Origin of the sequence: Pengzhenrongella sp. (genome assembly GCF_036565025.1) — a bacterium.
Lineage (GTDB): Bacteria > Actinomycetota > Actinomycetes > Actinomycetales > Cellulomonadaceae > Pengzhenrongella.
The window spans coordinates 1-22,287 of record NZ_DATCNW010000067.1 but is presented as its reverse complement, the minus strand read 5'-3'; the positions used below and the strand labels follow the sequence as shown (position 1 = coordinate 22,287).

The 22,287-nt window shown below is 68.8% G+C and carries 19 protein-coding genes; 12 read left to right on the top strand and 7 right to left on the bottom strand.

Going from position 1 to position 22,287, the window contains the following annotated elements; genetic code table 11:
* Positions 1 to 75 precede the first annotated feature (75 nt).
* A complete protein-coding gene (locus VIM26_RS03610) occupies positions 76 to 1,983 on the bottom strand; it encodes an AAA family ATPase (RefSeq protein WP_331948970.1) in 1,908 nt (635 codons plus the stop codon).
* Positions 1,984 to 2,147: 164 nt separating this feature from the next.
* Here VIM26_RS03610 and VIM26_RS03605 point away from each other — a divergent pair, with 164 nt between their 5' ends.
* From VIM26_RS03605 to VIM26_RS03595, 3 genes are all read left to right on the top strand, one after another.
* On the top strand, positions 2,148 to 4,139 hold the full coding sequence (locus tag VIM26_RS03605) for a hypothetical protein (RefSeq protein ID WP_331948968.1): 1,992 nt from the start codon (positions 2,148 to 2,150) through the stop codon (positions 4,137 to 4,139).
* Positions 4,140 to 4,348: 209 nt separating this feature from the next.
* Positions 4,349 to 5,572, top strand: coding sequence for a MurT ligase domain-containing protein (locus VIM26_RS03600; protein ID WP_331948966.1), 1,224 nt, complete (start codon positions 4,349 to 4,351; stop codon positions 5,570 to 5,572).
* Complete coding sequence (locus VIM26_RS03595) at positions 5,569 to 6,300, top strand: glutamine amidotransferase (RefSeq protein ID WP_331948965.1); 732 nt, start codon at positions 5,569 to 5,571, stop codon at positions 6,298 to 6,300. Before VIM26_RS03600 ends, VIM26_RS03595 begins: the two co-directional genes overlap by 4 nt.
* 144 nt (positions 6,301 to 6,444) lie before the next feature.
* On the opposite strand, the gene VIM26_RS03590 is transcribed toward VIM26_RS03595, so the two are convergent.
* The 5 genes from VIM26_RS03590 to VIM26_RS03570 all read right to left on the bottom strand — a co-directional run bounded on the left by VIM26_RS03590 (position 6,445) and on the right by VIM26_RS03570 (position 12,234).
* Entirely contained in the window at positions 6,445 to 7,422 is a 978-nt protein-coding gene (locus tag VIM26_RS03590; protein ID WP_331948964.1) for a decaprenyl-phosphate phosphoribosyltransferase, read from the bottom strand.
* A gap of 3 nt (positions 7,423 to 7,425) precedes the next feature.
* Positions 7,426 to 8,634, bottom strand: a complete 1,209-nt coding sequence (locus VIM26_RS03585; protein ID WP_331948963.1) for a hypothetical protein — start codon at positions 8,632 to 8,634, stop codon at positions 7,426 to 7,428.
* Between the two features lie 11 nt (positions 8,635 to 8,645).
* The gene (locus VIM26_RS03580) at positions 8,646 to 9,407 is read right to left on the bottom strand and encodes a decaprenylphospho-beta-D-erythro-pentofuranosid-2-ulose 2-reductase (protein WP_331948962.1); all 762 of its coding nucleotides are present in this window, start codon (positions 9,405 to 9,407) and stop codon (positions 8,646 to 8,648) included.
* Positions 9,404 to 10,750 carry an FAD-binding oxidoreductase gene (locus VIM26_RS03575; protein WP_331948961.1) on the bottom strand — a complete coding sequence of 449 codons (1,347 nt, stop codon included), beginning with the start codon at positions 10,748 to 10,750 and terminating at the stop codon, positions 9,404 to 9,406. Before VIM26_RS03575 ends, VIM26_RS03580 begins: the two co-directional genes overlap by 4 nt.
* Before the next feature lie 374 nt (positions 10,751 to 11,124).
* A complete protein-coding gene (locus VIM26_RS03570) occupies positions 11,125 to 12,234 on the bottom strand; it encodes a LacI family DNA-binding transcriptional regulator (protein ID WP_331948960.1) in 1,110 nt (369 codons plus the stop codon).
* A 119-nt stretch (positions 12,235 to 12,353) separates the two neighbouring features.
* Between VIM26_RS03570 and VIM26_RS03565 the strand changes: the two genes are divergently transcribed.
* From VIM26_RS03565 to VIM26_RS03535, 7 genes are all read left to right on the top strand, one after another.
* Positions 12,354 to 14,993, top strand: a complete 2,640-nt coding sequence (locus VIM26_RS03565) for an ATP-binding cassette domain-containing protein (protein WP_331948959.1) — start codon at positions 12,354 to 12,356, stop codon at positions 14,991 to 14,993.
* Positions 14,990 to 15,994, top strand: a complete 1,005-nt coding sequence (locus VIM26_RS03560; protein WP_331948958.1) for an ABC transporter permease — start codon at positions 14,990 to 14,992, stop codon at positions 15,992 to 15,994. The genes VIM26_RS03565 and VIM26_RS03560 overlap by 4 nt, the downstream gene beginning before the upstream one ends.
* A 53-nt stretch (positions 15,995 to 16,047) precedes the next feature.
* Positions 16,048 to 17,091, top strand: a complete 1,044-nt coding sequence (locus VIM26_RS03555; protein ID WP_331948957.1) for a substrate-binding domain-containing protein — start codon at positions 16,048 to 16,050, stop codon at positions 17,089 to 17,091.
* Positions 17,092 to 17,194: 103 nt separating this feature from the next.
* Positions 17,195 to 17,830 (top strand): nucleoside/nucleotide kinase family protein, encoded by a 636-nt coding sequence (locus VIM26_RS03550; RefSeq protein WP_331948956.1) that lies wholly within the window; start codon positions 17,195 to 17,197, stop codon positions 17,828 to 17,830.
* Between the two features lie 56 nt (positions 17,831 to 17,886).
* The gene (locus VIM26_RS03545; RefSeq protein ID WP_331948955.1) at positions 17,887 to 18,336 is read left to right on the top strand and encodes a PTS sugar transporter subunit IIA; all 450 of its coding nucleotides are present in this window, start codon (positions 17,887 to 17,889) and stop codon (positions 18,334 to 18,336) included.
* 47 nt (positions 18,337 to 18,383) lie between these two features.
* Positions 18,384 to 18,659: a PTS sugar transporter subunit IIB gene (locus VIM26_RS03540; protein WP_331948954.1), complete on the top strand. Its 276-nt coding sequence runs from the start codon at positions 18,384 to 18,386 to the stop codon at positions 18,657 to 18,659.
* A 30-nt stretch (positions 18,660 to 18,689) separates the two neighbouring features.
* Positions 18,690 to 20,216: a PTS ascorbate transporter subunit IIC gene (locus tag VIM26_RS03535; protein WP_331948953.1), complete on the top strand. Its 1,527-nt coding sequence runs from the start codon at positions 18,690 to 18,692 to the stop codon at positions 20,214 to 20,216.
* Positions 20,217 to 20,673: 457 nt separating this feature from the next.
* Here VIM26_RS03535 and VIM26_RS03530 read toward each other — a convergent pair whose 3' ends face one another.
* The gene (locus VIM26_RS03530) at positions 20,674 to 21,333 is read right to left on the bottom strand and encodes a phosphatase PAP2 family protein (RefSeq protein WP_331948952.1); all 660 of its coding nucleotides are present in this window, start codon (positions 21,331 to 21,333) and stop codon (positions 20,674 to 20,676) included.
* A 182-nt stretch (positions 21,334 to 21,515) separates the two neighbouring features.
* Between VIM26_RS03530 and VIM26_RS03525 the strand changes: the two genes are divergently transcribed.
* Positions 21,516 to 21,887: a BlaI/MecI/CopY family transcriptional regulator gene (locus VIM26_RS03525; RefSeq protein WP_331948951.1), complete on the top strand. Its 372-nt coding sequence runs from the start codon at positions 21,516 to 21,518 to the stop codon at positions 21,885 to 21,887.
* A 1-nt stretch (position 21,888) separates the two neighbouring features.
* On the top strand, positions 21,889 to 22,287 hold a 399-nt coding region (locus VIM26_RS03520), incomplete at its 3' end, for a hypothetical protein (protein ID WP_331948950.1).

Sequence of the window (22,287 nt, the reverse complement as noted above, 5' to 3'; positions counted from 1 at the left end):
GATCCAAACCTTCCCAAAACCGCGGCCTCAGGTTGGCGCCCTCCAGCGCTCGCCTCCGGGCCCCGGACGGGGGCCTCAGGCCACCGACACCCGCCCAGAGTCCTGGACATCCTCGTGCGCGTCCCGTGCGGCCACGAGCACGTCGGTGATCTGCACCCCGATCAGCTCGTGCCGTTCGAGCAGGGCCTCGCGCAGCGCCTCGACGAGGTACCGGTGCCGCGATAGCAGCCCGAACACGCTCTCGTGCGCGTCGTCGAGCACCTTCTCGAGCTGGATCCGGGCCGCCGGGTCGCCGAGCACCGACGTCACCAGGTCCTGCCCCGTCGCCATGAACGACACGAGCGAGCCGGTCATCCCCGCGGCTCCGACCATCTGCGCGGCCGTGCGCGTCGCCGCGGCGAGGTCGCTCGCCGGCCCGGTCGAGGTCTGCCCGATGAACAGCTCCTCGGCCACCAGCCCGCCCATCGCGATCTGCACCAGCGCGCGAAGGTCGTGGGCCGACTGCGTGTAGACCTCCTCGCACTGGCCGTGCGCGAGCAGCCCGAGGGTCCCGCCGCGCTTGACGATCGTGAGCACCTCCAGGGTGCGGTTCGGCGCGACCAGCCAGGCGACGACGGCGTGCCCGGCCTCGTGGGTGGCGATCAGAGTCTGCTCCGCGGAGGTGTACGCGACAGGCTGTCCGATGCCGACCATCTCGGTGATGCGGGCGTGCTCGATGTCCTCGAACGACATCTGTGCGGCGCCGCGGCGCAAGGCGTTGACCAGCGCCTCGTCGAGCAGGTGCTCGATCATCACCGGCGTCCAGTCGTTCGTCGCGGCCGCGACCCGGTCCCGCAGCTTCGGGTCGTCGAGCTCGACGTCGTGCGCGCGCTTGGCGAGGAAGTGGTCCACCAGCGCGCGGCGGCCGTGCACGTCCGGCGTCGAGAACGTCAGGCGCCGGTCGAACCGGCCGGGGCGCAGCAGGGCGGGGTCGAGGAAGTCGGCGCGGTTGGTCGCCGCGATCAGCAGGATCGGTGCGCGGACGGGCTTGCTCTGCTTGATCTGCCGGTCGGCGGACAGAAAGAGGTTCACCCTCGCGATGAGGGCGTTGCCGAACTTCGCCAGACCCGCGGGCTGGTCGAAGGACTGCATCTGGACCAGCAGCTCGTTGACCACGCCGCCCGTCCCCTCGCTGATCACAGCGTTGCGGATCACTCCGCGCATGCCGCCGTGCCACCGCGGAGACGGGCCCGCCGAACCCAGCCACGCGTCGTCGTCGGCGCCCGAGACCCCGCCGCGACTCATCGCGATCGCGTCGATCTCCTCGATGAAGCCGATCGCCCCTCCCTCGGCCCTGGCGGCCTTGCGCAGCGCGGTGAAGTACGCACGGATCTTCTTGGCGGTCGCGCCGTAGTACATCGACTGGAACGACGTTGCCGACACGAACAGGAACGGCACGCCCGCCTCGGCGGCCATCGCCTTCGCGGTGAGCGTCTTGCCGGTCCCGGGCAGTCCCTCGAACAGAAGCCCGCGCCGCGCCGTCCCGCCCATCTGGTCCGCGAACCGGCGGTGGGTCTGGAACAGGTCGATCGAGCGACGCACGTCCTCCTTGATCGGATCGATGCCGACGACGTCGTCGAGCGTCACGTCGACCTGCTCCGGCCGGTACGTCAGGTGCGGCGACCGGCCGGTCAGCACCTGCGAGCCCACGAGCATCGCGAGCAGCGCAGCGAAGAACAGCGCGGGAGCGACGACGAGCGGGTCGACCGGCGGCATGGCGGGGACAGCCGAGTGCCCAGTGAGCATCGTGACGATGAAGTACGCCTCGATCGCGATGACGACGGCGGCCAGGCGGTAGACCCGGCGGCGCCGCATGCGCTCGCGGTCGAGGGCGATGTCATGCAGGGAAGTGCGGATCGGGGCGGCGGCGGCATCGCGCACGGGCGGGCCTTTCCCGTGCGTGGTGCCGGCGGCGGGCCGGCGGGTCGGCGAAGACGCCACCATCGACCATACGGGCAAAAGGGACACCTGGGATGTACACGATCGGGTCTTGATGTTTGCGGCAGACGGGTGATCTCCGGGACTTGCGGCCACGCAACCCCGAGGGTTCCGGTTCGTTCTAGGCTGCTCCTGCCCGTGCGGCCCGGCTCGAGAGGCGTACTTCACCGATGAACCCGCTGAACGTCCGGATCAGACTTCTGCTCTCCAGCGCGCTGATGCTCTTCCTCGAACTGGCTCTGATCAGGTGGACGGCGTCGAACATCGTCCACCTCGGTTACTTCTCGAACTTCGTCCTGCTGGGCTCGTTCCTCGGGATCGGGGTCGGATTCCTGCGCACCGCCCAGACGAAGCGCGCGCCCCTGTACTTCCCTGCCGCCCTCGCCTCGCTGGTCACCGCGGTCCTGCTCTTCCCGATCACCGTGGATCGCACCGGGTCGGACGTCATCTTCTTCACCTCGCTGCAGACCTCGGGCCCCCCGGCGTGGGTGGCCCTGCCCCTGGTGTTCATCGGGGTAGCGGCGATCATGGCGGGCCCCGGCGAGCTTGTCGGCCGGTGCTTCATGGAGCTCCCCAGGCTCGAGTCCTACCGCCTGGACCTGCTCGGGAGCCTCCTGGGTATCGGCTCCTTCACGCTGCTCTCGTTCCTGCGCGCGCCGTCGGTGGCGTGGGGAATCATCGTGTCGTTGCTGATCATCGCCCTGCTGGGCACGCTCCGGCGCGCCCTGGTGGTCGGGTTGCCGATCGTCGTGATCGTCACCATGCTCGCCATCGAGTCGATGGGCACCGGCGTCAGTTGGTCGCCGTACTACAAGATCTCCACGGCGCAGACGTCGGTCAAATCCAAGCCAGTCCTGACCGTGTCGGTCAACGGCGTGCCCCACCAGGCCGCGATGGACGCCGAGACGAAGGCCAAGCTAGAGCCGCAGTACGGCCTGCCGTACGAGCGGATGGGCCGGAAGTCACCCGGCCGGGTGCTGATCGTCGGGGCCGGTACCGGCACCGACGTCGCCCTGGCGCTCTCGCGGGGCGCGACCCGCGTGGACGCGGTCGAGATCGACCCCCGCCTGGCCCAGATCGGCGCGCAGCGCCACCCCGACCGGCCCTACGCCGATCCGCGGGTGTTCGTCCACATCGATGACGGCCGCGCCTTCCTGGAGCGCAGCAACGCCCGGTTCGACACCATCATCTTCGCCCTGCCCGACTCGCTCACCCTGGTCGCGGGTGCGAGCTCGCTCCGCCTGGAGAGCTACCTCTTCACGGTCGAGGCGATGCAGTCGGTGCGCTCGCACCTCGCGCCCGGCGGCGCGTTCTCCATGTACAACTTCTACCGCGAGGGCTGGCTCATCGGCCGGCTCGCCAACACGGTCTCGGAGGCCTTCGGCCACCAGCCGTGCGTCGACATGACCGGAAAGGCGCAGGCGGTCATCACCGCCGGACTGACCTCCGCGGACCAGCGATGCACCACGCAGGTCATCCCGGCAGGCCCCGCGCCCTCCACGGACGACCACCCGTTCGTCTACCTGTTGGCGCACTCGATCCCCGGCTTCTACCTGCTGACCCTCGGGGGCATCCTGCTCCTCAGCCTGCTCACGGTCCGAGTCGCCGGCGGCCCGCTGCGGCGGATGCGCCCCTACCGTGACCTCTTCCTGCTCGGCGCGGCTTTCATGCTGCTGGAGACCAGGAGCATCACGGAGTTCGCCCTGCTCTTCGGGACCACCTGGGTCGTCAACGCCGTCGTCTTCACCGGGGTCCTCCTGGTGGTCCTGCTGGCCGTCGAAGTGACCCGGCGTTGGCAGCGGCCGCCACCGTTGCGCCTGGTCTACGCGATGCTGGCCGGATCGCTTGTCCTCAGCGCGGTCGTGCAACCCGGGCTCCTGCTCGGGCTCCCGGTCCTGCCCCGTGGGCTGATCGCCGTGATCCTGGCGTTCCTGCCGATCTTCTTCGCGAACCTCGTCTTCGCGCGGCGCTTCACCACGACACCCGACGCGACGTCGTCGTTCGGGGCCAACCTGTTGGGCGCGATGATCGGTGGCTGCCTCGAGTACACCTCGCTCATCGTCGGTTATCAGGCGCTGCTCATCGTCGCGGGGCTGCTGTACGTCGGGGCGTTCATGCTGATGCCGAAGTCCGACGCCCTGGCCCGGCCGGTCAGGGCGTAGGCCGGCGGAAAAGGCCCCGGCCGTCGAGGATGCGCACCTCGCCGCCGTGCTCGCTCTTGAGGTCGCTGAGTGGGCCGCGATCGGGTGGTGAGACTCTCTCAGCCGGCTCTCAGCGTTCGTGAGGCACTATGGGGGCAACCGAAAGGTGGCCGATGCTTTCGCATAAGCAGGTGTTAGGAATAGGTCGCGTCGTCAAGGTGGCCGCTCGCATGCGCGGCGGCGGAACCGCGCTGCCCGGATTGGTCGTGGAGCGGCTCGACCCGCTCTTTCTGGCGAGGGTCCTCGGCGATCTTCCCGAGGGCGTGATCGTGATCACCGGGACCAACGGAAAGACGACGACAACCAAGATCGTGGTCGAGCTCCTTCGCGCGTCCGGTCTGCGGGTCGTGACCAACAAGACGGGCAGCAACTTTACCCGCGGAATCATCGCGGGTCTGCTCGGCGATCTCGATCAACACGGGAGGCTCGACGCCGACATCGCCGTCCTGGAGCTCGACGAGGCGCATGCGATGCATTTTATTGAGCATATCGCGCCACGCTATTCCTTGCTTCTGAACGTGATGCGCGATCAACTCGACCGCTATGGCGAGATCGATCACACTGCCGAGCTCCTGGAGAGAGTTGCCCTCGCCACGAGCGACGGCGTCGTGCTCAACCGGGACGACGCGCTGGTGCGCTCCATTGCCGACAAGCTGTCCCCGGCCGTGAATCTGCGGTATTTCGGCTTCCGCAAATCCATGAAGAAATCCTTCCTCAGCGACCACGATCTGTACGGCACCAGCGACGTGGCGCCCGGGTCCGTCCCGGGCGTTCATGGCACCGATGTCATCCTGGCCGGCCTCGAGGAGAAGACCGCCACCTTCGCCTACGGCGACGAGGCGCAGGAGCCGGTGACGCTCCGGATCGACGGGATCCACAACGTGCTCAATGCCACGGCGGCGCTGAGTCTCGTGCGGATGGTTCTCGGGCCCCGGGCGGACGAGGCCCTCCTGATGAGGACGCTCAGCACGGTCGGCCCGGCATTCGGTCGGGGCGAGTCGATCGACGTCAACGGCTATCCGCTCGAGATCGTCCTGGTGAAGAATCCGGCCGGCTTCCGGCTCGCCCTCAACTCCTACGCCGGGGACGACGCTGTCACGATGATCGCCATCAACGACAGTTACGTCGACGGCCGCGACGTCTCCTGGCTGTGGGACGTGGACTTCGAAAGTCTCTGGGACGTCTCGGTCGTCAGCGGTGTGCGGGCGTACGACATGGCGGTGCGCCTGCAGTACGACAACATCGAGGTCGCCCGCGTCGAGCCGTCGCTGCCCAAGGCGCTCGAGGGCCTCCTGCGGGAATCGGGCCCGCGGCGCATCTTCTGCACGTACACCGCGATGATGACGCTGCGGGGAATCCTGCAGTCACGATTCGGATTGGCGAGCATCGAGTGAGCGCTGGGCCCACAAGACCGCCGCTGAAGATCGTGCACCTCTACCCGGAGCAGATGAACATGTACGGGGATTGGGGGAACGTCCTCGCGATCCGGCGGCGCGCCGAATGGTTTGGCTACGCACCCGAGGTCGTGGCGCACCATCCCGGTCGGCCATTCCCGACCGGGGCCGACATCGTGATCGGTGGCGGTGGTCAGGATTCCGGGCAGCACAAGGTGCACGCCGATCTCATGGCCATCCGCGACGACCTTCGTTCGCTGGCCGAGGTCAATGCGCCCATGCTCATGGTGTGCGGGCTCTACCAGCTCTTCGGACACTTTTTCGAGACGTCGGAGGGTGATCGCCTCGAGGGCATCGGGCTCTTCGACGCCGAGACCCACGGCGGGCCGGAGCGACTCATCGGAAATGTCGTCACCGACACGCCTTTTGGCGAGCTGATCGGGTACGAGAACCACAGCGGCCTGACCATTCTCGGTGCCGGCCAGACCGCCCTCGGACGGGTGATCAAGGGGTCCGGGAACAATGGTCAAGACCGGACCGAGGGCGCGGTCTATCGATCCGTTTACGGCACCTATCTCCACGGGTCTTTGCTCCCCAAGAACCCGCGGTTCGCGGACGCCCTCCTCGAGGCGGCCGCCCTTTACCGCCACGGTTCCTTCCACTCCACACCGATCGATGACCAGTTCGCCGAGCAGGCCCGGCTGGTGGCCAAGAAGCGCCCCCGCTGAGCTCAGCGCAGGGTCCCGTAGAAGAGCTGGTCCGCCCGGAGGTAGCGGTCCGCGGGGTTCTGCATGTTCGGCAGGAGGTTCGCAGGCGTACCGGGTCCGGGCCCTGGCGCGGGTACCGATGACCGGGCGACCCGCGGACGCGGCTCAGCCCAGGTAGATACCGGCCCCGACGAGAACCACCCAGGTGCCCGCCGCGACCAGGAGGAAGCGGTCGGACGTGACGAGCCGTTCGGGCTCCTCGCCGTGCCCCGTGGCGACGAGCATCGAGTAGCGCATCAGCAGGGCGAGGAAGGGCAGCACGGACGCGGCGATGACCGGCTTGACCATGTCGCGCCCGGTGACCTGAAAGGCCCACAGGGCGTAGCTGAGGAACGTGCCGGTGAGGGACATCGTGAGGACCTGCTGCAGCCAGGCGGCCGGATAGGCGTCCAGGGTCGCCCGGGAATGGCCGCCCGCCTCGTTGCGGGCCTGCTCGGCTGCGCGCTTCGCGGTGACGAGGAACAGCGAGCCGAACAGGGCCACGAGGAGGAACCAGTTAGAGAGCCGCACCCCGGTGGCGGCCCCGCCCGCTGCCGCGCGCAGCAGGAAGCCGGCCGAGACGGCAAGGATGTCCAGGATCGGCCGGTGCTTGAGGCGCCAGCTGTACAGGGCCGTCAGCGCGAGGTAGGTGGCGACGAGCGCGGTGAAGGCCCACCCCAGGATCAGTCCCGTCCCGAGGCTGGCCACCGCGCACAGCGCGCCGGTGAGCTTTGCGGTGCGCGGCGTGATGAGCCCCGCGGGGACCGGCCGGCGGGACTTGACCGGGTGCCGGCGGTCGGCGTCGACGTCGAGCGCGTCATTGATGAAGTAGGTCGCGATCGCCGCCAGTGTGAAGGACGCGAAGGCGAGCAGCGAGGCGAGGGCCGACGCGGCGTGCAGCAGCGTTCCCGCGGCGGCCGGGGCCGCCAGGACGAGCACGTTCTTCAACCACTGCCGGGGGCGGGCCGTGACCAGGAACGGCGCGACGGCGCCCCACCGCGAGGACCGTCGGCCGACCGAGGGCAGACCGGGAGCGGCGGGCCCGGCGCCGGAGCCCGGGGCGGGTTCGCGCCCGGCGGCGTGTCGTTTGTTCAGGAGCGACATGGTTCACCGCACCGTGACGTAGAAGAAGTCCCGCTGGTCGGGGGCGAGGTAGCGATCCGCAGCCCGTTGCATGTTCGGCAGGAGCTTGGTCGGCGTGACCGTCGCGCCGTGCGGCGTCCAGGACGAGAACGAGACCATGGCCGAGTGGATGTCCAACTCCATCCCGCGCACGACCCCCGCGTCGACCATCGCGGTCGTGATCGCCTTGAGGGTCAGGTTGACCCCGCCGACGTAGACGAGGTTCCCGCCGGCGTCGACCCCCACGGCGGAGCGCCAGGTGTACTGGAACTGGTTCTTGGTGTTCCCCCAGCGCTGCTTCTGGTTCGCGGTCAGACCGGGGGCCGGGCGGCCATGGTCCACGATCAGGGCGAGGTTCTGGCGGACGGCGGCCACGTGGGAAGTCATCCGGACATCCCGGCCCCACTGCCCGACCGTCGCGACACCCGAGTCGTTGATCACGAGGGAAGCCTGCCCGTCACGCAGCGGCTTCGCGGTCCGTCCCGCCAGGTACAGGCCGCCCCGGGCCCCGCTGAGCTTCCACCCGGAGTTGAAGGTGGCCGCAAGGGTGGGGACTTCGCTCGGCGTCACCCGGGCGTCGCCGGGCCATCCCCCGCCGCTCGGCTCCCTGGTCCCAGCCATGAAATGGGTGCGCGTGTCGGCCGCCCGGATCCACGACACCCCCGCCACGACGCTCGGGTGCGCGCGGTCGGGTCGGACGAACGACGTGTACAGGGCGGGTGTGCCCTTCGCGTCGAGCCTGCCCGGCACCCACACGCCCTCACCGGCCACTCCCTTCCTGGGATGGCCCGTCAGCACCGGGAGCCGGGTGGGCGGAGCCATCGCCGCGGTGCGGGCCGAGGCCCGCCCGGCAGGCTTCGCAGCCGGCAGCGCGGCGGGGTCCGGGACCGATCCCTGCGGCGAATTCGTTGTGTAGTACCAGTTCTCGACGCGGTCGATCAGCGGGCTCCCGCCGTGGTCGCGGACCCACTCCACCGAGCGCATCTGCACGCTGGCGCTGCCCGGGTAGGCGAGGGCCTTGGCGTAGGAGATCCCGGGCACGACGAGCAGCAGGGCCACGACGCCGGCGGCGATCGTCGCCCGGCGCAGCCTGCGCGAGCGCCGGCTGCGAGCCACCGGTGCCGGTGGGCCGACCGCGGGGGTCGCGTCCGCGAGCTCGTCGGTGACCGGAGAGTTCGACTGGGAAGGGGGCACGAACGTTCTCCTCATACCGGCAGGCGCCGGAAGATGGGCCGGGGAACGTGGCGCAGCGCGGTCATGACCCACCGCATCGCGGAGGGCGCCCAGACCGTGAGCCGGCCGGCCCGCAGGCCCGCCACGATGATCTCGGCGACCTGGTCGGGGGTCTGGGACAACGGGGCGGCGCTCAGCCCGGCGGTCATCCTGGAGCGGACGAAACCGGGGCGCACGACGAGCACATGCACGCCGTCGTCGGCGACCGCGTCGCCCAGTCCGGTGTAGAAGGCATCCATGCCGGCCTTGGTGGAGCCGTACGCGAAGTTGGACCTGCGGGGCCGCTCGCCCGCCACCGAGGACATCGCGATGATGGTGCCGTGCCCCTGGGCGCGCATCCGCTCGGCGACCAGGACGCCGCAGCCAACCGCCGCGGTGTAGTTGACCTGCACGAGATCCAGCGCGGCGTCGAGGTCGCGCCAGGCGCGCTCCTGGTCGCCGAGCAGGCCGAAGGCGACCATGACGACGTCGACGTCGCCGCCCTGCTCGAACGCGGAGGCGATCGCGCCCTCATAGGAGTCCCGCTCGGTGGCCTCGAAGTCCAGCTCGTCGACGTCGAGGCCGGCGGCCCGCAGGTCCGCGGCCGCGTCGGCCCGGCGATCGCTCTTGCGCGCGGCGAGGGTGACCCGCACCCCGCGGCGCTCCCGGGTCATCCTCCGGACGGTCGCGAGGGCAATCTCCGAGGTCCCTCCGAGGATGAGGATCCGTTGCACATTACCGATCGCGTCCTTCACAGTCCGAGCCTCCTGGCCAGATCCGAGGTGAAAACTCCGTGGGGGTCCGCCGCCCGTTTGATCTCGCGCCACTGATCCAGGCGGGGGTACATGTGCGCGATCGCGGAGGCCGGCAGCCGCGAGTCCTTCGCGAGGTACTCGCGCCCCCCGGCGGCCAGCACCTCCTCGTCCAGGCGGTCGAGCAGGCCCCCGAGCACGGCCGCGCCGATCGGCACGTCCAGGGCGAGGGTCCAGCCGGGCGTCGGGAAGGAGAGGTGACCGCCGCTGGGCTGCCCGAATCGCTTCAGCACGGCGAGGAACGAGGCCTGCCCTGCCTCGCCGAGCATCCGGACGCAGCGCCGCAGGGTGTCCTCGGCGCCGAACGGCACGACGAACTGGTACTGCAGGAAGCCCCGCCGACCGTAGATCCGGTTCCAGCGCCCCACCCCGTCCAGCGGGTGGAAAAAGGCCGCGATGCTCTGGACCTCCCCGCGGCGTTCGGCGGGGGCCTTGCGGAACCAGACCTCGTTGAACGCAGCCACGGTCGACCGGTTGAGCAGTCCGCTGGGAAAGATCGCGGGCGCGACGGCCAGCTGACGGGGCCTGAAGTCCAGGGCGTGATCCCGCAGCCGTCGCGGCAGGCTCCCGCGCGGGGCGGACGAACCCCGGGTGAGGACCGAGCGACCCAGGGCGGAACCGCCGGCCAGGCAGTCGATCCAGGCCACCGAGTAGGTGTACCGGTCGTCGCCCTCGGTCATGCGGCCCATGAGGTCGTCGAGGTTCGCGCACCGCTCGGTGTCCACCAGGGCGTAGGCCGACTCGACCCGCTTCATCCGGAGCGTCGCGCGCAGCACCAGGCCGGTCAGGCCCATCCCACCGACGGTCGCCCAGAACAGCTCCGACTCCGGGGTGAGGCGGCGGACCGAGCCGTCTGCGAGCAGCAGGTCCAGCGAGACGACGTGGCTCCCGAAGCTGCCGTCCACGTGATGGTTCTTCCCGTGGATGTCGGCCGCGATCGCCCCGCCGACCGTCACCTGGCGCGTTCCCGGGGTCACGGGCACGAACAGGCCCATGGGGAGCAGCAGCCGCATGAGCTCGTCGAGGCTCGCGCCGGCCTCGACCTCGACCAGTGCCGTCTCGGTGTCCACCGAGAGCACCCGGTGACGGGCCGTCATGTCCACCACGACCCCGCCCCCGTTCTGCGCGGCATCCCCGTAGCTGCGACCGAGCCCGCGAGCCAGCACGCCTCGCCCCCCGGCGGCTTGGACCACCCGGGCGAGGTCGCCGTCGTCGCCGGCGGGGTGCAGCGTGGCCACGCTCGGGTTGGTCATGCCCCAGCCACGCAACGAGCGACGGTCATCCACGAAATTCCTCCTCAACGGGGCCCGGCAGGCCGATGTGACGCGCACCCGGGCCCGGCGTCGGGGACGCGAGGGCAGGCGCGGCCGACTCACCAATCTTCCCCACACCATGCACCCCGGGCGCTGAGAACATGCTGAGAGACGCGATTCTCACCCCCAGGAGCGGGCGCGAGGCGACGAGGTCTGACCAGGTAGTCGAGGCATCGAAGGCGCCGCGAGCCTCGCGATCACACGTTGGTCGATGCCAGCGACTGGTGAGGTAGTCCGTGCTTTGGCCTGACCTCGCCTATTCGAAGGCCTCGCTCACTCGTCGCTCGCACGACCCATTGGCCAGTGACGAGGCAGGCGGCATGCCCCGGCCCTCGGTGCACTATCCTTTACGCCGTTGTGTCGTGGACGTCGCAGCCGCACGACTCGCGATGGACGAACGTCGGCTCGAGCCGCAGATGTCGGGATGGCTGGTCTCTGTCCTGGATGCGGCTGAGCAGCATCGTGACCGCGCGGTCGCCCAGCTCGTCGACCGGCTGCCGGATGGCGGTGAGTCTCGGGTGGAAGAAGTCCGCCCAGGAGAAGTCGTCGAACGCGACCAGCACGATGTCCCGTGGTACTTCCAGGTGCCGGTTGCGCAGCGCGGCCATCGTGCTGATGGTGACCTGGTTGTTGCCCAAGACGATGGCGCTCGGGGGTGCCGGCAGGGAGAGCAACCTGTCGACGGCGTCGGCGGTGTGATCGCCGGTGCTGTCCAGGCCGACTTGCGCCAGCTCGGGATCAGGAGGCAGTCCGTTGCGCTCGAGACCCGCCCAGTAGCCCGCGAGACGCTCCTCGGTCGTCGCGAGTCCGGGCCGGCTCGTGATCGTGGCGATCCTGCGGTGGCCGTGGGTCGCGAGGTGGTCGACGAGCAGCGCGTTCGGTTCGTCGTTGATGACCCCGATGGCGTCGATCCCGGGTCTCGTCTCGTCCGGAACGCGGTCGATGAGCACGGTCGGGATCCCGCGCCGGACGAGTTCGTCGAGCATCAGGTTCGGCTCCGCTGACGGGGCAACGATCATCGCGTCGACGCGGCGGGACAGCAGGTCCTTCACCGCCTGGCGTTCGCGGGCCGGGTCGTCGTGCGTGTCGGCGAGGAGGAGCGAGTAGCCAGCCTCGGTGATCTTGCGTTCGATCGCGTGCACGACGTCGCCGAAATAGGGGTTGGAGATCGCCGACATCGCCAGGCCGATGGTCTGGGTCGTTCCGGTACGAAGCGAGCGGGCGATGCCGTCGCTGGAGTAGCCGGTGGCCTCGATCGCGTCCCGAACGGCCTTCTCGGTCTCGGGCATCACGGCTCGGGTCTTGTTGATGACATGCGAGACGGTGCTGGCCGACACCTTCGCGACGCGGGCGACATCACTCATCGTCACCATCGGCATGCTCTCCTCGGCTCGCGCTTCTCGCCGGCGCGCGGCGTCGGTGCCGCGATCGTCCCACCGCACGGTCGAGGAAGCCATCGAACCACGATCCGAGCAAAGCGCGCAATCGTGTACGCACACGATTGCGCAATCGTGTGCGTGTGTGCATACTTCTCCTCATCCGGTCGCCGTCGACCGAGCAGCAAAGGAGCAGCGAAGTGACAGCGCAGTCCCGTTCCGAACCCTTACCGCCCGCAGCGGAGCTCGCCGGTGGCCTCCCGCCCGTCGCCGAGTACGTGAATCTCACCAAGGTCTTCGGCTCCACCGTCGCCGTCGACGACGTGTCGTTCGGCCTCTACCCCGGCTCGGTCATCGCCCTGGTCGGAGAGAACGGCGCCGGGAAGTCCACGCTGGTCAAGGCTCTCGGGGGCCTGTATCGGCCCGACGGCGGCCACCTCTCGGTCGCTGGCGCACCGGTCGCCTTCACCTCGGCCCTCGACGCCAAGCGCGCCGGGATCTCGGTCGTCCACCAGCACCCCGGCTTGTTCCCCGAGCTGAGCCTGGCCGAGAACGTCTTCGCGGGTAAGCCCCTGACGACGACGGCCGGGCTACTCGACCACCGGGCGATGCGCCGGGAGGCGACCCGGATCCTGGGCACGCTCGGCCTGCATGTCCCGGTGACCCAGCTCGTCTCCTCGCTGCGGACCTCCGAGCAACAGCTCGTGGAGATCGGTCGCGCGCTGGCGTCCAAGGCCAAGGTGATCATCCTCGACGAGCCGACGGCCGCGCTGACCACCGGCGAGGTCGAGCAGCTGTTCGGGGTGATCCGGCAGCTGCGCGACCAGGGCGTCGCGCTGATGTTCGTCGGGCATCGGCTTGAGGAGATCTTCGCGATCTCCGACCGGATCGCCGTCCTTCGCGACGGCGGGCTGATCGAGGTGCGATCGACCCGGGAGACCACCCAGGACCAGGCCGTGCGCCTGATGATCGGGCGCGAGCTCTCGGCCATCTATCCGCCTAAGACCGCGACCATCGGCGCACCGGTCCTCGAGGTCCGGGGACTGAGCGACGGCACGAACTTCGAAGGAGTCAACCTCACGCTTCGGCGGGGCGAGATCGTTGGCCTGGCCGGCCTGGTCGGCAGCGGGCGCACCGAGATCGCGCGCGTTCTGTTCGGTATCGAGAAGGCGGCTGCCGGGACCATCCGGCTCGACGGCGACGTGCTCGCCCCGCGGTCTCCGGCCCACGCGCTGGCGGCCGGCATCGCCTACGTGAGCGAGGACCGTCGCGGCCAGAGCATCGTGGAGGACTTCAGCATCCTCGACAACGCCACCCTGCCCGTGATCGCCAAGGCGACCCGGCTCGGCATCGTGCGCCGCAGCCAGGAGCTGGCGCTCGTGGACGAGCCGCTGCAGCGGATGAAGCTCAAGTTCACGAGCTACGACCAGCCCGTCGGGAGCCTGTCCGGGGGGAACCAGCAGAAGGTCGTCCTCGCGAAATGGCTCGCCACGAACCCTCGGGTCCTGATCCTCGACGAGCCCACCCAGGGCATCGACATCCACGCGAAGTCCGAGGTCCACCGCATCATCTCCGAGCTCTCCGCGCAGGGCCTCGCCATACTGCTGATCTCCTCCGACATGCCCGAGCTCCTCGGGATGTGCGACACCATCCACGTGATGCGGCACGGCGAGCTGGTCTCGTCCTTCGGTCGGGACGATGCCTCGCAGTACTCGATCGCGCTGGCAGCGACCGGCGTCTCGCCCAGCGAGGACGCCCTCGAGGAGTCGGTGGCGCCCGACCACCCGCGCACCGGGATCCACGAGCCTGCGACCCCGGCCGAGCGCGAGGCGCCCGCCCCGCTCTCTGCCGGCAGCAGGGCTCGGGCGGTGCTCACGATACTCAAGGGGCGCCGCGAGACCGCGCTCCTCGCAGCGCTCCTCGTGATCGTCATCCCGCTCGGGATCGTCAACCCGCAGTTCTACAGCCCGTCGAACGTCCTGGACCTCGTGACGACGTCCGCGATGCTCGGGATCGTCGTGCTGGGACAGATGCTCGTGATGCTCACGCGCAACATCGACCTCTCGGTCGGTTCGATGATCGGCCTGACCGCTTTCATCGCCACGGCGTTCATGAAGGACCACCCCGATGTCCCGATCCTGGTCGGGATCGTGGTCGCCCTCGGCATCGGGTTGCTCTGCGGGCTGATCAACGGCCTGATCGTCGCCTACGGGCGGGTTCCCTCCATCGTCGTCACCCTCGGGACCCTGGCGATCTACCGGGGCATCGACAGCGTCCTCGCCGCCGGTGTGCAGATCTCGGTGACCGATGTGCCGCCCGGATGGGTGGCGTGGGCCACGCACACGACGTTCGGGGTCTCCACGATCATCTGGATCGCCCTCGCGATCTTCGTGCTGCTCGGCGCGTTCCTGTCGCGGACTCCCGCCGGTCGGGAGATCTTCGCTACCGGTTCCAACCCGGCCGGCGCGGACCTGATCGGCATCCGCTCGCAGCGCCGCATCCTGCTCGCGTTCGTCGCCTCGGGGCTCTTCGCCGGTCTGTACGGAGCGCTCGTCGCCTCGCGGCTCGGGCAGGTCGACGTCGGGATCGGGCTGGGCCTGGAGCTCACCGTCATCGCCTCGGCGGTCGTCGGTGGGGTCTCCCTGCGCGGTGGCCACGGAACCGTGATCGGCGTCGCGCTGGGCACCTTGGCGCTGTACGTGATCCAGAACGCTCTCGCCCTCGCGCAGGTTCCGTCGCAGAACCTTCAGGCCGTCTACGGGGCGGCCATCCTCATCACGGTCGCCATCGACACCCTGATCAGCCGGCGCACCAGCGCCAGGAAGGGAGCGATCGCATGATCGCCGCCATTCGCACCAGAGTCGTGTCCTGGGAGGGCGCGCTCGCCGTCCTGACCATCGCCCTCCTCATCCTCGGGCTCGTCACGACGCCCGGGTTCAGCTCGCCCTACAACTTCCAGAGCTCGGTCGCGAACATGTCCGAGAAGGCGCTGATGGCGCTCCCCCTCGCGCTGCTCGTTCTGGTGCGCCACATCGACATCTCGATTGCGAGCACGGCGGCGCTGAGCGGGATCGTCATGTCGCTCGCCATCGAGGCCGGGCAGCCGATCGCGGTCGGTATCGCCCTGGCCGTGGCCGTGGGGATCGTCTGCGGTGCGATCAACGGCTTCTTCGTGACCGTGCTCGGGATGCCGTCGCTGCTCGTCACCCTCGGCACCCTCTCGCTGTTCCGCGGACTGTGCTACGTCCTGGTCGGCGGCAAGCCGATCCTGGCCCCGGCGGCGATCATCAACTTCGGCAACGGCGCCATCCCCGGCACCAGCATCCCGCTCGCGATCATCCCCCTCCTCATCGCGGCGCCCATCTTCTCCGTCATCCTGCACAAGACCGTGGTGGGCCGGCGCCTGCACGCCATGGGCGGCAATCCCGAGACCGCCCGCTACTCCGGGGTGAACAACGCTCGGCTCACGTTCGCCCTGTTCGTCGTCTGCGGGGTGCTCGCTGCCGTCGCGGGCATCATCGCCACCGGACGATCCAGCTCCGCCTCACCCGCCAGCCTCTTCGGTGCCGAACTGGACTGCATCACCGTGGTGTTCCTCGGCGGATTCAGCTTTCTCGGCGGCAGCGGACGCCTGGCCGGGGTCCTCTGGGCCATCGCGCTGGTCATCGAAGTGCGATCGATCCTGCTCCTGAACGGCGCCTCCGGGGACGGCCAGGCAACCGCCGTCGGCGTCCTGCTGATCGTCTCCCTACTCACCGCGAACATCGCCCGACGCCTCACGGCCTCGATGCACGACCGCCGCGCCCGCGCGGTGCTCACGGCCGCACCCGCCACCACCTGACTCGCGATCTGTCCACACCAACCAGCAGCAAACTCACAGGAAGAAACGAACCCATGCCCAAGAAGACCCTGGTCGCCGCCCTCACGGCCGGCGCCGTCCTCTCCCTGACCCTCACTGCGTGCGCCGCACAATCGGGGTCCGGCGCCGAGGCCAGCGGCACCAGCGGCAAGTGCAACGACGGAGCGTTCACGATCGGCCTCGTCCCCAAGACCGGAACCGACCCGTACATGACCACCGTGCGGGACGCCGTCGAGAAGGCGGCGAAGGCCGACGGCGGCAAGGTCATCTACGAGCAGCCCGCCGACTCGGGCGGCGCCACCCAGATCCCGTTCGTGCAGGACCTGATCTCCAAGCAGGTCGACGTGATCGCGATCTCCGGCAGCGACGTGAACAGCACCAAGGCAGCGCTCGCGCAGGCCAAGGCGGCCGGCATCAAGGTCATCTCCTTCGACTCCGACGTCGATCAGTCCTCCCGCGCGATGTTCGTCAACCAGGTCGACAACGCCTCGATCGGGGACGCGCTGCTCAAGAGCATGGCCAACCTCATGGGCAACAAGGGCACCTTCGCGATCGAGTCCTCCACCCAGACCGCGACGAACCAGAACGCCTGGATCGACACGATCAAGGAGACCCTCAAGACCGACCCCGCGTACAAGGACCTGAAGCTGGCGACCGTGGTCTACGGAAACGAGGACAAGACCACGTCCGCGTCGGTGGCCAAGCAGCTGGTCCAGACCTACCCCGACCTGACAGGCATCATCATCCCCGCCGGGCTCAGCTACGCCCCCGCCGCGGCCGCCCTCGAGGAGGTCGGCGCCCTCGGGAAGGTCAAGCTCACCGGCCTCACCCCCTCCAGCGGCATCAAGCAGTACCTGTCCAGCGGCAACGCCGAGGACATCTGGTGGAACGTCTCCGACCTCGGCACGCTCACCTACACCGCCGCGAAGTCGCTCGTCTCGTGCACCGCCACCGGCGCGAAGGGCGACAAGGTCACCGCCGGAGACCTCGGCGACTTCACCGTCGGGGACGACGGAACCCTCATCCTCGGCCCGGCCACGGTCGTCAACAAGGACAACGTCGACCAGTTCCCCTTCTGAACTCTCGGCCACCAACTCCCCCTGAGGAGACACGGGTGCGGTGGCCTGGGCGAGAAGCCCGGCCACCGCACCCCAACCCGACCAGCGCACCCAAGGACCAGCCATGATCTGCACCACCAACAAGGCCATCGCTGAGGTGGTCGCGCACCTGAGACAGCACGCGAGCGAGGCCGACGACCGGCAGATCATCGGCATCGTCGGGGCCCCCGGCACCGGAAAGTCCACCGTTGCGCACCTGGTCGCCGAGTGCCTCGGGGCCGACGCCGTCGTCGTCCCGATGGACGGGTTCCACCTGGCGAACACGATCCTCGACGGCACCCCGCTCAAGGACCGCAAGGGCGCGATCGACACGTTTGACGTCGGCGGGCTTCTTTCCCTCCTCAAGCGTCTGCGCTCACGCGACGAACAGGTCGTCTACGCCCCTGCGTACCGCCGGGGACTCGAAGAACCCATCGCCGCGTCGATCGCCGTCCCCCAGAGCGCACGAGTGGTGCTCACCGAGGGGAACTACCTGCTCGCCGACGACGGCCCCTGGGCCGCCCTGCGTGGCCTGCTCGACGAGACGTGGTTCGTCGAAACCCCGCAGGAGACACGCCTTGCGCGCCTGATCGATCGACACGTGGCCGCCGGGATGGATCGAGAGGCGGCCACGGACTGGGCGAACGGACCCGACGAACGCAATGCCCGCTTCGTCCACTCGACGCGCCACCGCGCCGACCGGACGATCCAGTGGAACTGAGACAACTCGTCCCGTTGCCTCACGATTCATCAAAAACCGTACGAGGGGAACAAAAAATGGCCACGACAAGCCTTGCGGAACAGCTCGGTGACACGGGAATAGTCGTCGGCGCGGAAGCGGAAAATTGGCAGGAGGCAATCACCCTCGCCGGAGACGCGCTGGTTCGCAGCGGAATCACCACCGACGACTACACCCTGGAGATGATCGACGCCGTCACCAGGCTCGGCCCGTACATCGTGATCGCGCCGGGGATCGCCCTGGCGCATTCTCGACCGTCACCCGCGGTCCTGACGACCGGAATCTCCTGGGTTCAGCTGGCCGAGCCGGTCGCGTTCGGGAATCCCAAGAACGATCCCGTCTCGTTGGTCATCGGGCTGGCCGCGAGCGATCACGACGGCCACCTCGCCATCATGGCGGCCCTGGCGGCAGTGCTCATGGACAGGCCCGCGATGGCCAGGCTTCGAGCCGCAACGTCATCCGATGAGGTCCGGGATCTGCTCAGGTAGTCCGCGACGTCGATTTGCATTGTCAATCCAAGAGAAGAGGAACTGTCGTGAAGATTGTTGCGGTCTGTGGTATGGGAATCGGGACATCGATCCTGCTCAAGATGAACATCGAAAAGGTTCTTGACTCCTTGGACATCGAGGGCGACGTCGAAGCGGCGGACATCGGTGTCGCCAAGGGCTTCGGACGTACGGCCGACATCATGCTGACCTCCCAGGACCTCGCCGAGGAAATCGGCGAGGTGGAGGCGACGATCATCGTGATCGACAACTTCTTCGACCTGGAGGAGATCGAAAGCAAGCTGAGCACGGCGATCAACCCATAACGCACACACACTTCGGACAAGGAGATTCCCATGGAGTGGCTCGTCGTTATTCTCAGCTTTATCGGACACCAGATCCTCAATGTGCCGGCGTACCTGGTGGGCATCATCACCGCCGTCGGACTGATCGCCCTGCGCAAGCCCGCCGGGCAGGTCATCGGCGGAGGCCTCAAGGCTGCGATGGGCTTCCTCATCCTCGGCGCCGGCGCGGGCGTCGTCGTGCTGTCACTGACCTTGCTCGGTGAGCTCATCCTCAAGGTGACCGGCGCCCAGGGCGTGATCCCCACCAACGAGGTGATCACGGCGGTCGCGACCGAGAAGTATGGAGCGGTCTCCGCCTACGTGCTGATCGTCGGGTTCATCGTGATGCTCGCGCTGGCACGATTCACGCCGCTCAAGTACGTGTTCCTGACCGGTCACCACATGGTCTTCATGTCGGTGCTGCTGGCCGTCGTGCTGTCGGTCGGCCTCGGCAAGGGCCTCGACCTCGCAGTCGTGCTCATCGGCGGTCTGCTCCTCGGGATCATCATGGTCGTAATGCCCACCTTCGCCCACCCGTGGATGAAGCGGGTCACCGGCGGCGACGCGATCGCGATCGGCCACTTCGGCACCCTCGGCTACATCGCCGCTGGCGCCATCGGGCAGGTCGTCGGCAGGGAGAGCAAGTCCACCGAGGACGTCGAGTTCCCGCAAGGGCTGAAGTTCCTGCGCGACTCGATGGTCGCCACGGCGCTGTCGATGGTGCTGATCTACCTGGTTTTCGCCGTCTGGGGCCTCATCGCGCTCCCGCAGGACGAGGCGCTGGCCATCTTCAAGTCCACGGACGCCGGAGCCTTCATCATGGCCGCGTTCGCGCAGGCGCTGCAGTTCGGAGTCGGCGTCGCCATCATCCTCTACGGTGTCCGCACCATCCTGGGCGAGCTCATTCCCGCCTTCCAGGGCATCGCCCAACGCGTGGTCCCGGGGGCAAAGCCGGCCCTCGACGTGCCCCTCGTCTTCCCGTTCGCCTCCAACGCCGTCCTCATCGGCTTCCTGTCCTCGTTCGTGGGCGGTCTCGTCGCCCTCGGCGTCCTGGCCGTCTGGCTCAGCCCGGCACTGGGACTCGCGCTCATCCTGCCCGGGATGGTGCCGCACTTCTTCACCGGCGGCGGAGCCGGAGTGTTCGGCAACGCGACCGGCGGCCGTAAGGGCGCGGTCCTGGGCGGCTTCGTCAACGGGCTGCTGATCACGTTCCTGCCAGCGATCCTGCTCACCGTGCTCGGCAACCTCGGCGTCGCGAACAGCACGTTCGGCGACGCTGACTACGGATGGTTCGGCACGCTGCTCGGGGTGAGCCTGCAATCCGGTAACACCCTGGTCGGGGTGGTTCTGGCCATCCTGATCGGCGTCGTGCTGGTGGTCTCGGCGTGGATCTTCCAGGTGCGAGTGGTCGACACGGGCTGGCTGCCCGGCGAGAAGCGGGCCCGGGCGATCGCCGCACGCAAGGACGCGGAAAAGGCCGAGGCCGCGAGCATCAAGGCTGCCAAGCGCGCCGCGGCGCACGCAGAGGTCACGCCCTAGGTGCGTGATCTACGCTCCTCGGCCGCCATTCGGCGTGAACGGTGGTCGAGGAGCGTGGTGCGGCGAATTCGAGTCGGACGGACAACAGGTCGGTGGGGACGGAGATCAGCTGACGGCGAGAGGGATTCTGCGTCCCATGTCAGTCTCGACCGGCCGGTCGGCCCTCGCCCTGGCTGCTTGAGGCATCGATCGCAAGTCCGGGATTCGCTCGCACCGACTCAATGAGGCCAGTCCCAACTGGGCCCGAGGCGTCCGGACGAAGTCACTCGCCTGATACGTCTGTCCGTGGGCGTAGCTCGCGGTTGAGTCGCTCTTGGGTTGTTCGACCAGATCTGAACACCAGATCTCCGTCGAGAAAGCGACAGGATTCAGTGGACCGCGCCGGCCGCGGCGCTGAGGATCATGACCGTGAGGCTGGCTCGCCCGGAGAAGGCGAGCAGTTGCTCCACGAACGACCTCATTGGCGGGACCCGGGACCGCCTGCCTGCGTCGGGCTGAGTTCGGTGCGGGGTTTCGCCGTCACCAGCGCCCGCAGGGCGGTCGTCTCCAACCTCGTCGTCAGACGCTCCAACACCCCTCGGGTGAGGTGCCACCCGAGCAGCGACACTGCCGTGCCGAGCGCGAGTCCCGCGAGCACGTCGTGCGGGTAGTGCGCGGCGATGTAGACCCGGGAGAAGGCCATCACGACCGCGAGGATTGCGGTGACGATCCCCAGTCGGCGCGAGACGATCCAAAGCCCTGCCGCAGCGGCGCCGGCCATGACCGCGTGGTCGGAGGGCGAACTGAAGTCGGCGCTGCGATGGGCGAGCACCAGGATGTTGTGCTGGGTGGTGTACGGCCGAGCCTCGTGGATGGCGTTGACGAGCGGCTGGTTGATTCCCAGCGCCAGCAGGGTGCCTGCACCGGCCCAGATTGCGGCCGCTACCTGCCGTGGCCCGCCGCGCCGGGCGACCCACCACCCGGCCAGAATCAGCACGGCGAACAGGGCAGCCCCGTAACTCGCGAACGCCAGCATCGGGGCATGTAGCCAGTCGGTGCGCCGGGCGAAGTCGTTGATCAACGCGAACCCCGGAGGCGGGACGTCGCCGTGGGCTACCGCGAATTCAGGAGCGAGCATGCTGTGTCCCCTTCTGGCACCTGAACCGCGTGCCGATGGTTGCCACCCAGTGGGCACCGAGCGAATGGGACACTACTACAGGATTGGTAGTAGATACCGGGGTGCGCCATTGGTGGCACCAGCGCGGAGCCTACGTCCGGCCATACTGTGAATCCTCGTGTAGTGACGGAGAGGTGGGGTGGATGGCAGGCAGAGCGGATGCTCGACGCGATCGTGGTCAGCTGGAGAACGAGGTCCTGGCCGCGTTGGCGGCGGCCTCAGGTCCGCTCACGCCCGCGCACGTGCTGGCAGAGCTGGGCGCCGGACTCGCGTACACAACCGTCATGACGACCCTGACCCGACTTCACGGCAAGGGCGCGGTCAGCCGTGCGCGCGCCGGGCGGGCCTACGCGTACGTCCTGGCCGACGACGCCACCGTGGCGGCACGTCGGATGCGTCGAGTCCTGGACGACGGCCAGGACCGCGCTGTCGTGCTCGCCAGGTTCTTCGACGAGCTCGACCCCGCGGACGTTCCCGTTCTCGCGCAGCTCCTCGCCCGAGCGCAGGAAACCTAAGATGCGCTTCGCGGTCTACCTGCCGCTGCTGGCCGCGGCCATGCTCGGCACCTGCGCGCCTGCCCTGTCCCGCCGGTTGCCACCCGCGACGGGAACCAGACTGCTCACCGGCAGCGCGGTGCTGGCCGCGGCCGCGACCAGTTTCGTCCTGGCGGTCCTTGCCTTCACCCTGATCGGTCAGCTCCCCCTAGTCGCCACGCTCGGGCACTGGTCCGGGAGCACCCTCGCCGCTGCCACGCCGGTTCCCGCCGTCGGCGCCGCGGTCGCCCTGATCGCCGGGGCCGCCCTGGCCCTGTCCGCTGGCCGCGCTGTGCTGATCCGGGCCCGGGCGATGGTCGCCGCGCGCGCACTGTGCCAGCGCATCGGCGGGCGCCCGGGACAGCTCGTCGTCATCGACGAC

Excerpts from the sequence above, each read along its gene's own strand:
- VIM26_RS03600 (WP_331948966.1), top strand. The coding sequence starts at position 4,349 with ATGCGCGGCGGCGGAACCGCGCTGCCCGGATTGGTCGTGGAGCGGCTC.
- VIM26_RS03605 (WP_331948968.1), top strand. The coding sequence starts at position 2,148 with ATGAACCCGCTGAACGTCCGGATCAGACTTCTGCTCTCCAGCGCGCTG.
- VIM26_RS03545 (WP_331948955.1), top strand. The coding sequence starts at position 17,887 with ATGGCCACGACAAGCCTTGCGGAACAGCTCGGTGACACGGGAATAGTC.
- VIM26_RS03570 (WP_331948960.1), bottom strand. The coding sequence starts at position 12,234 with ATGGCTTCCTCGACCGTGCGGTGGGACGATCGCGGCACCGACGCCGCG.
- VIM26_RS03550 (WP_331948956.1), top strand. The coding sequence starts at position 17,195 with ATGATCTGCACCACCAACAAGGCCATCGCTGAGGTGGTCGCGCACCTG.
- VIM26_RS03530 (WP_331948952.1), bottom strand. The coding sequence starts at position 21,333 with ATGCTCGCTCCTGAATTCGCGGTAGCCCACGGCGACGTCCCGCCTCCG.
- VIM26_RS03555 (WP_331948957.1), top strand. The coding sequence starts at position 16,048 with ATGCCCAAGAAGACCCTGGTCGCCGCCCTCACGGCCGGCGCCGTCCTC.
- VIM26_RS03525 (WP_331948951.1), top strand. The coding sequence starts at position 21,516 with ATGGCAGGCAGAGCGGATGCTCGACGCGATCGTGGTCAGCTGGAGAAC.
- VIM26_RS03535 (WP_331948953.1), top strand. The coding sequence starts at position 18,690 with ATGGAGTGGCTCGTCGTTATTCTCAGCTTTATCGGACACCAGATCCTC.
- VIM26_RS03560 (WP_331948958.1), top strand. The coding sequence starts at position 14,990 with ATGATCGCCGCCATTCGCACCAGAGTCGTGTCCTGGGAGGGCGCGCTC.
- VIM26_RS03610 (WP_331948970.1), bottom strand. The coding sequence starts at position 1,983 with ATGGTGGCGTCTTCGCCGACCCGCCGGCCCGCCGCCGGCACCACGCAC.
- VIM26_RS03590 (WP_331948964.1), bottom strand. The coding sequence starts at position 7,422 with ATGTCGCTCCTGAACAAACGACACGCCGCCGGGCGCGAACCCGCCCCG.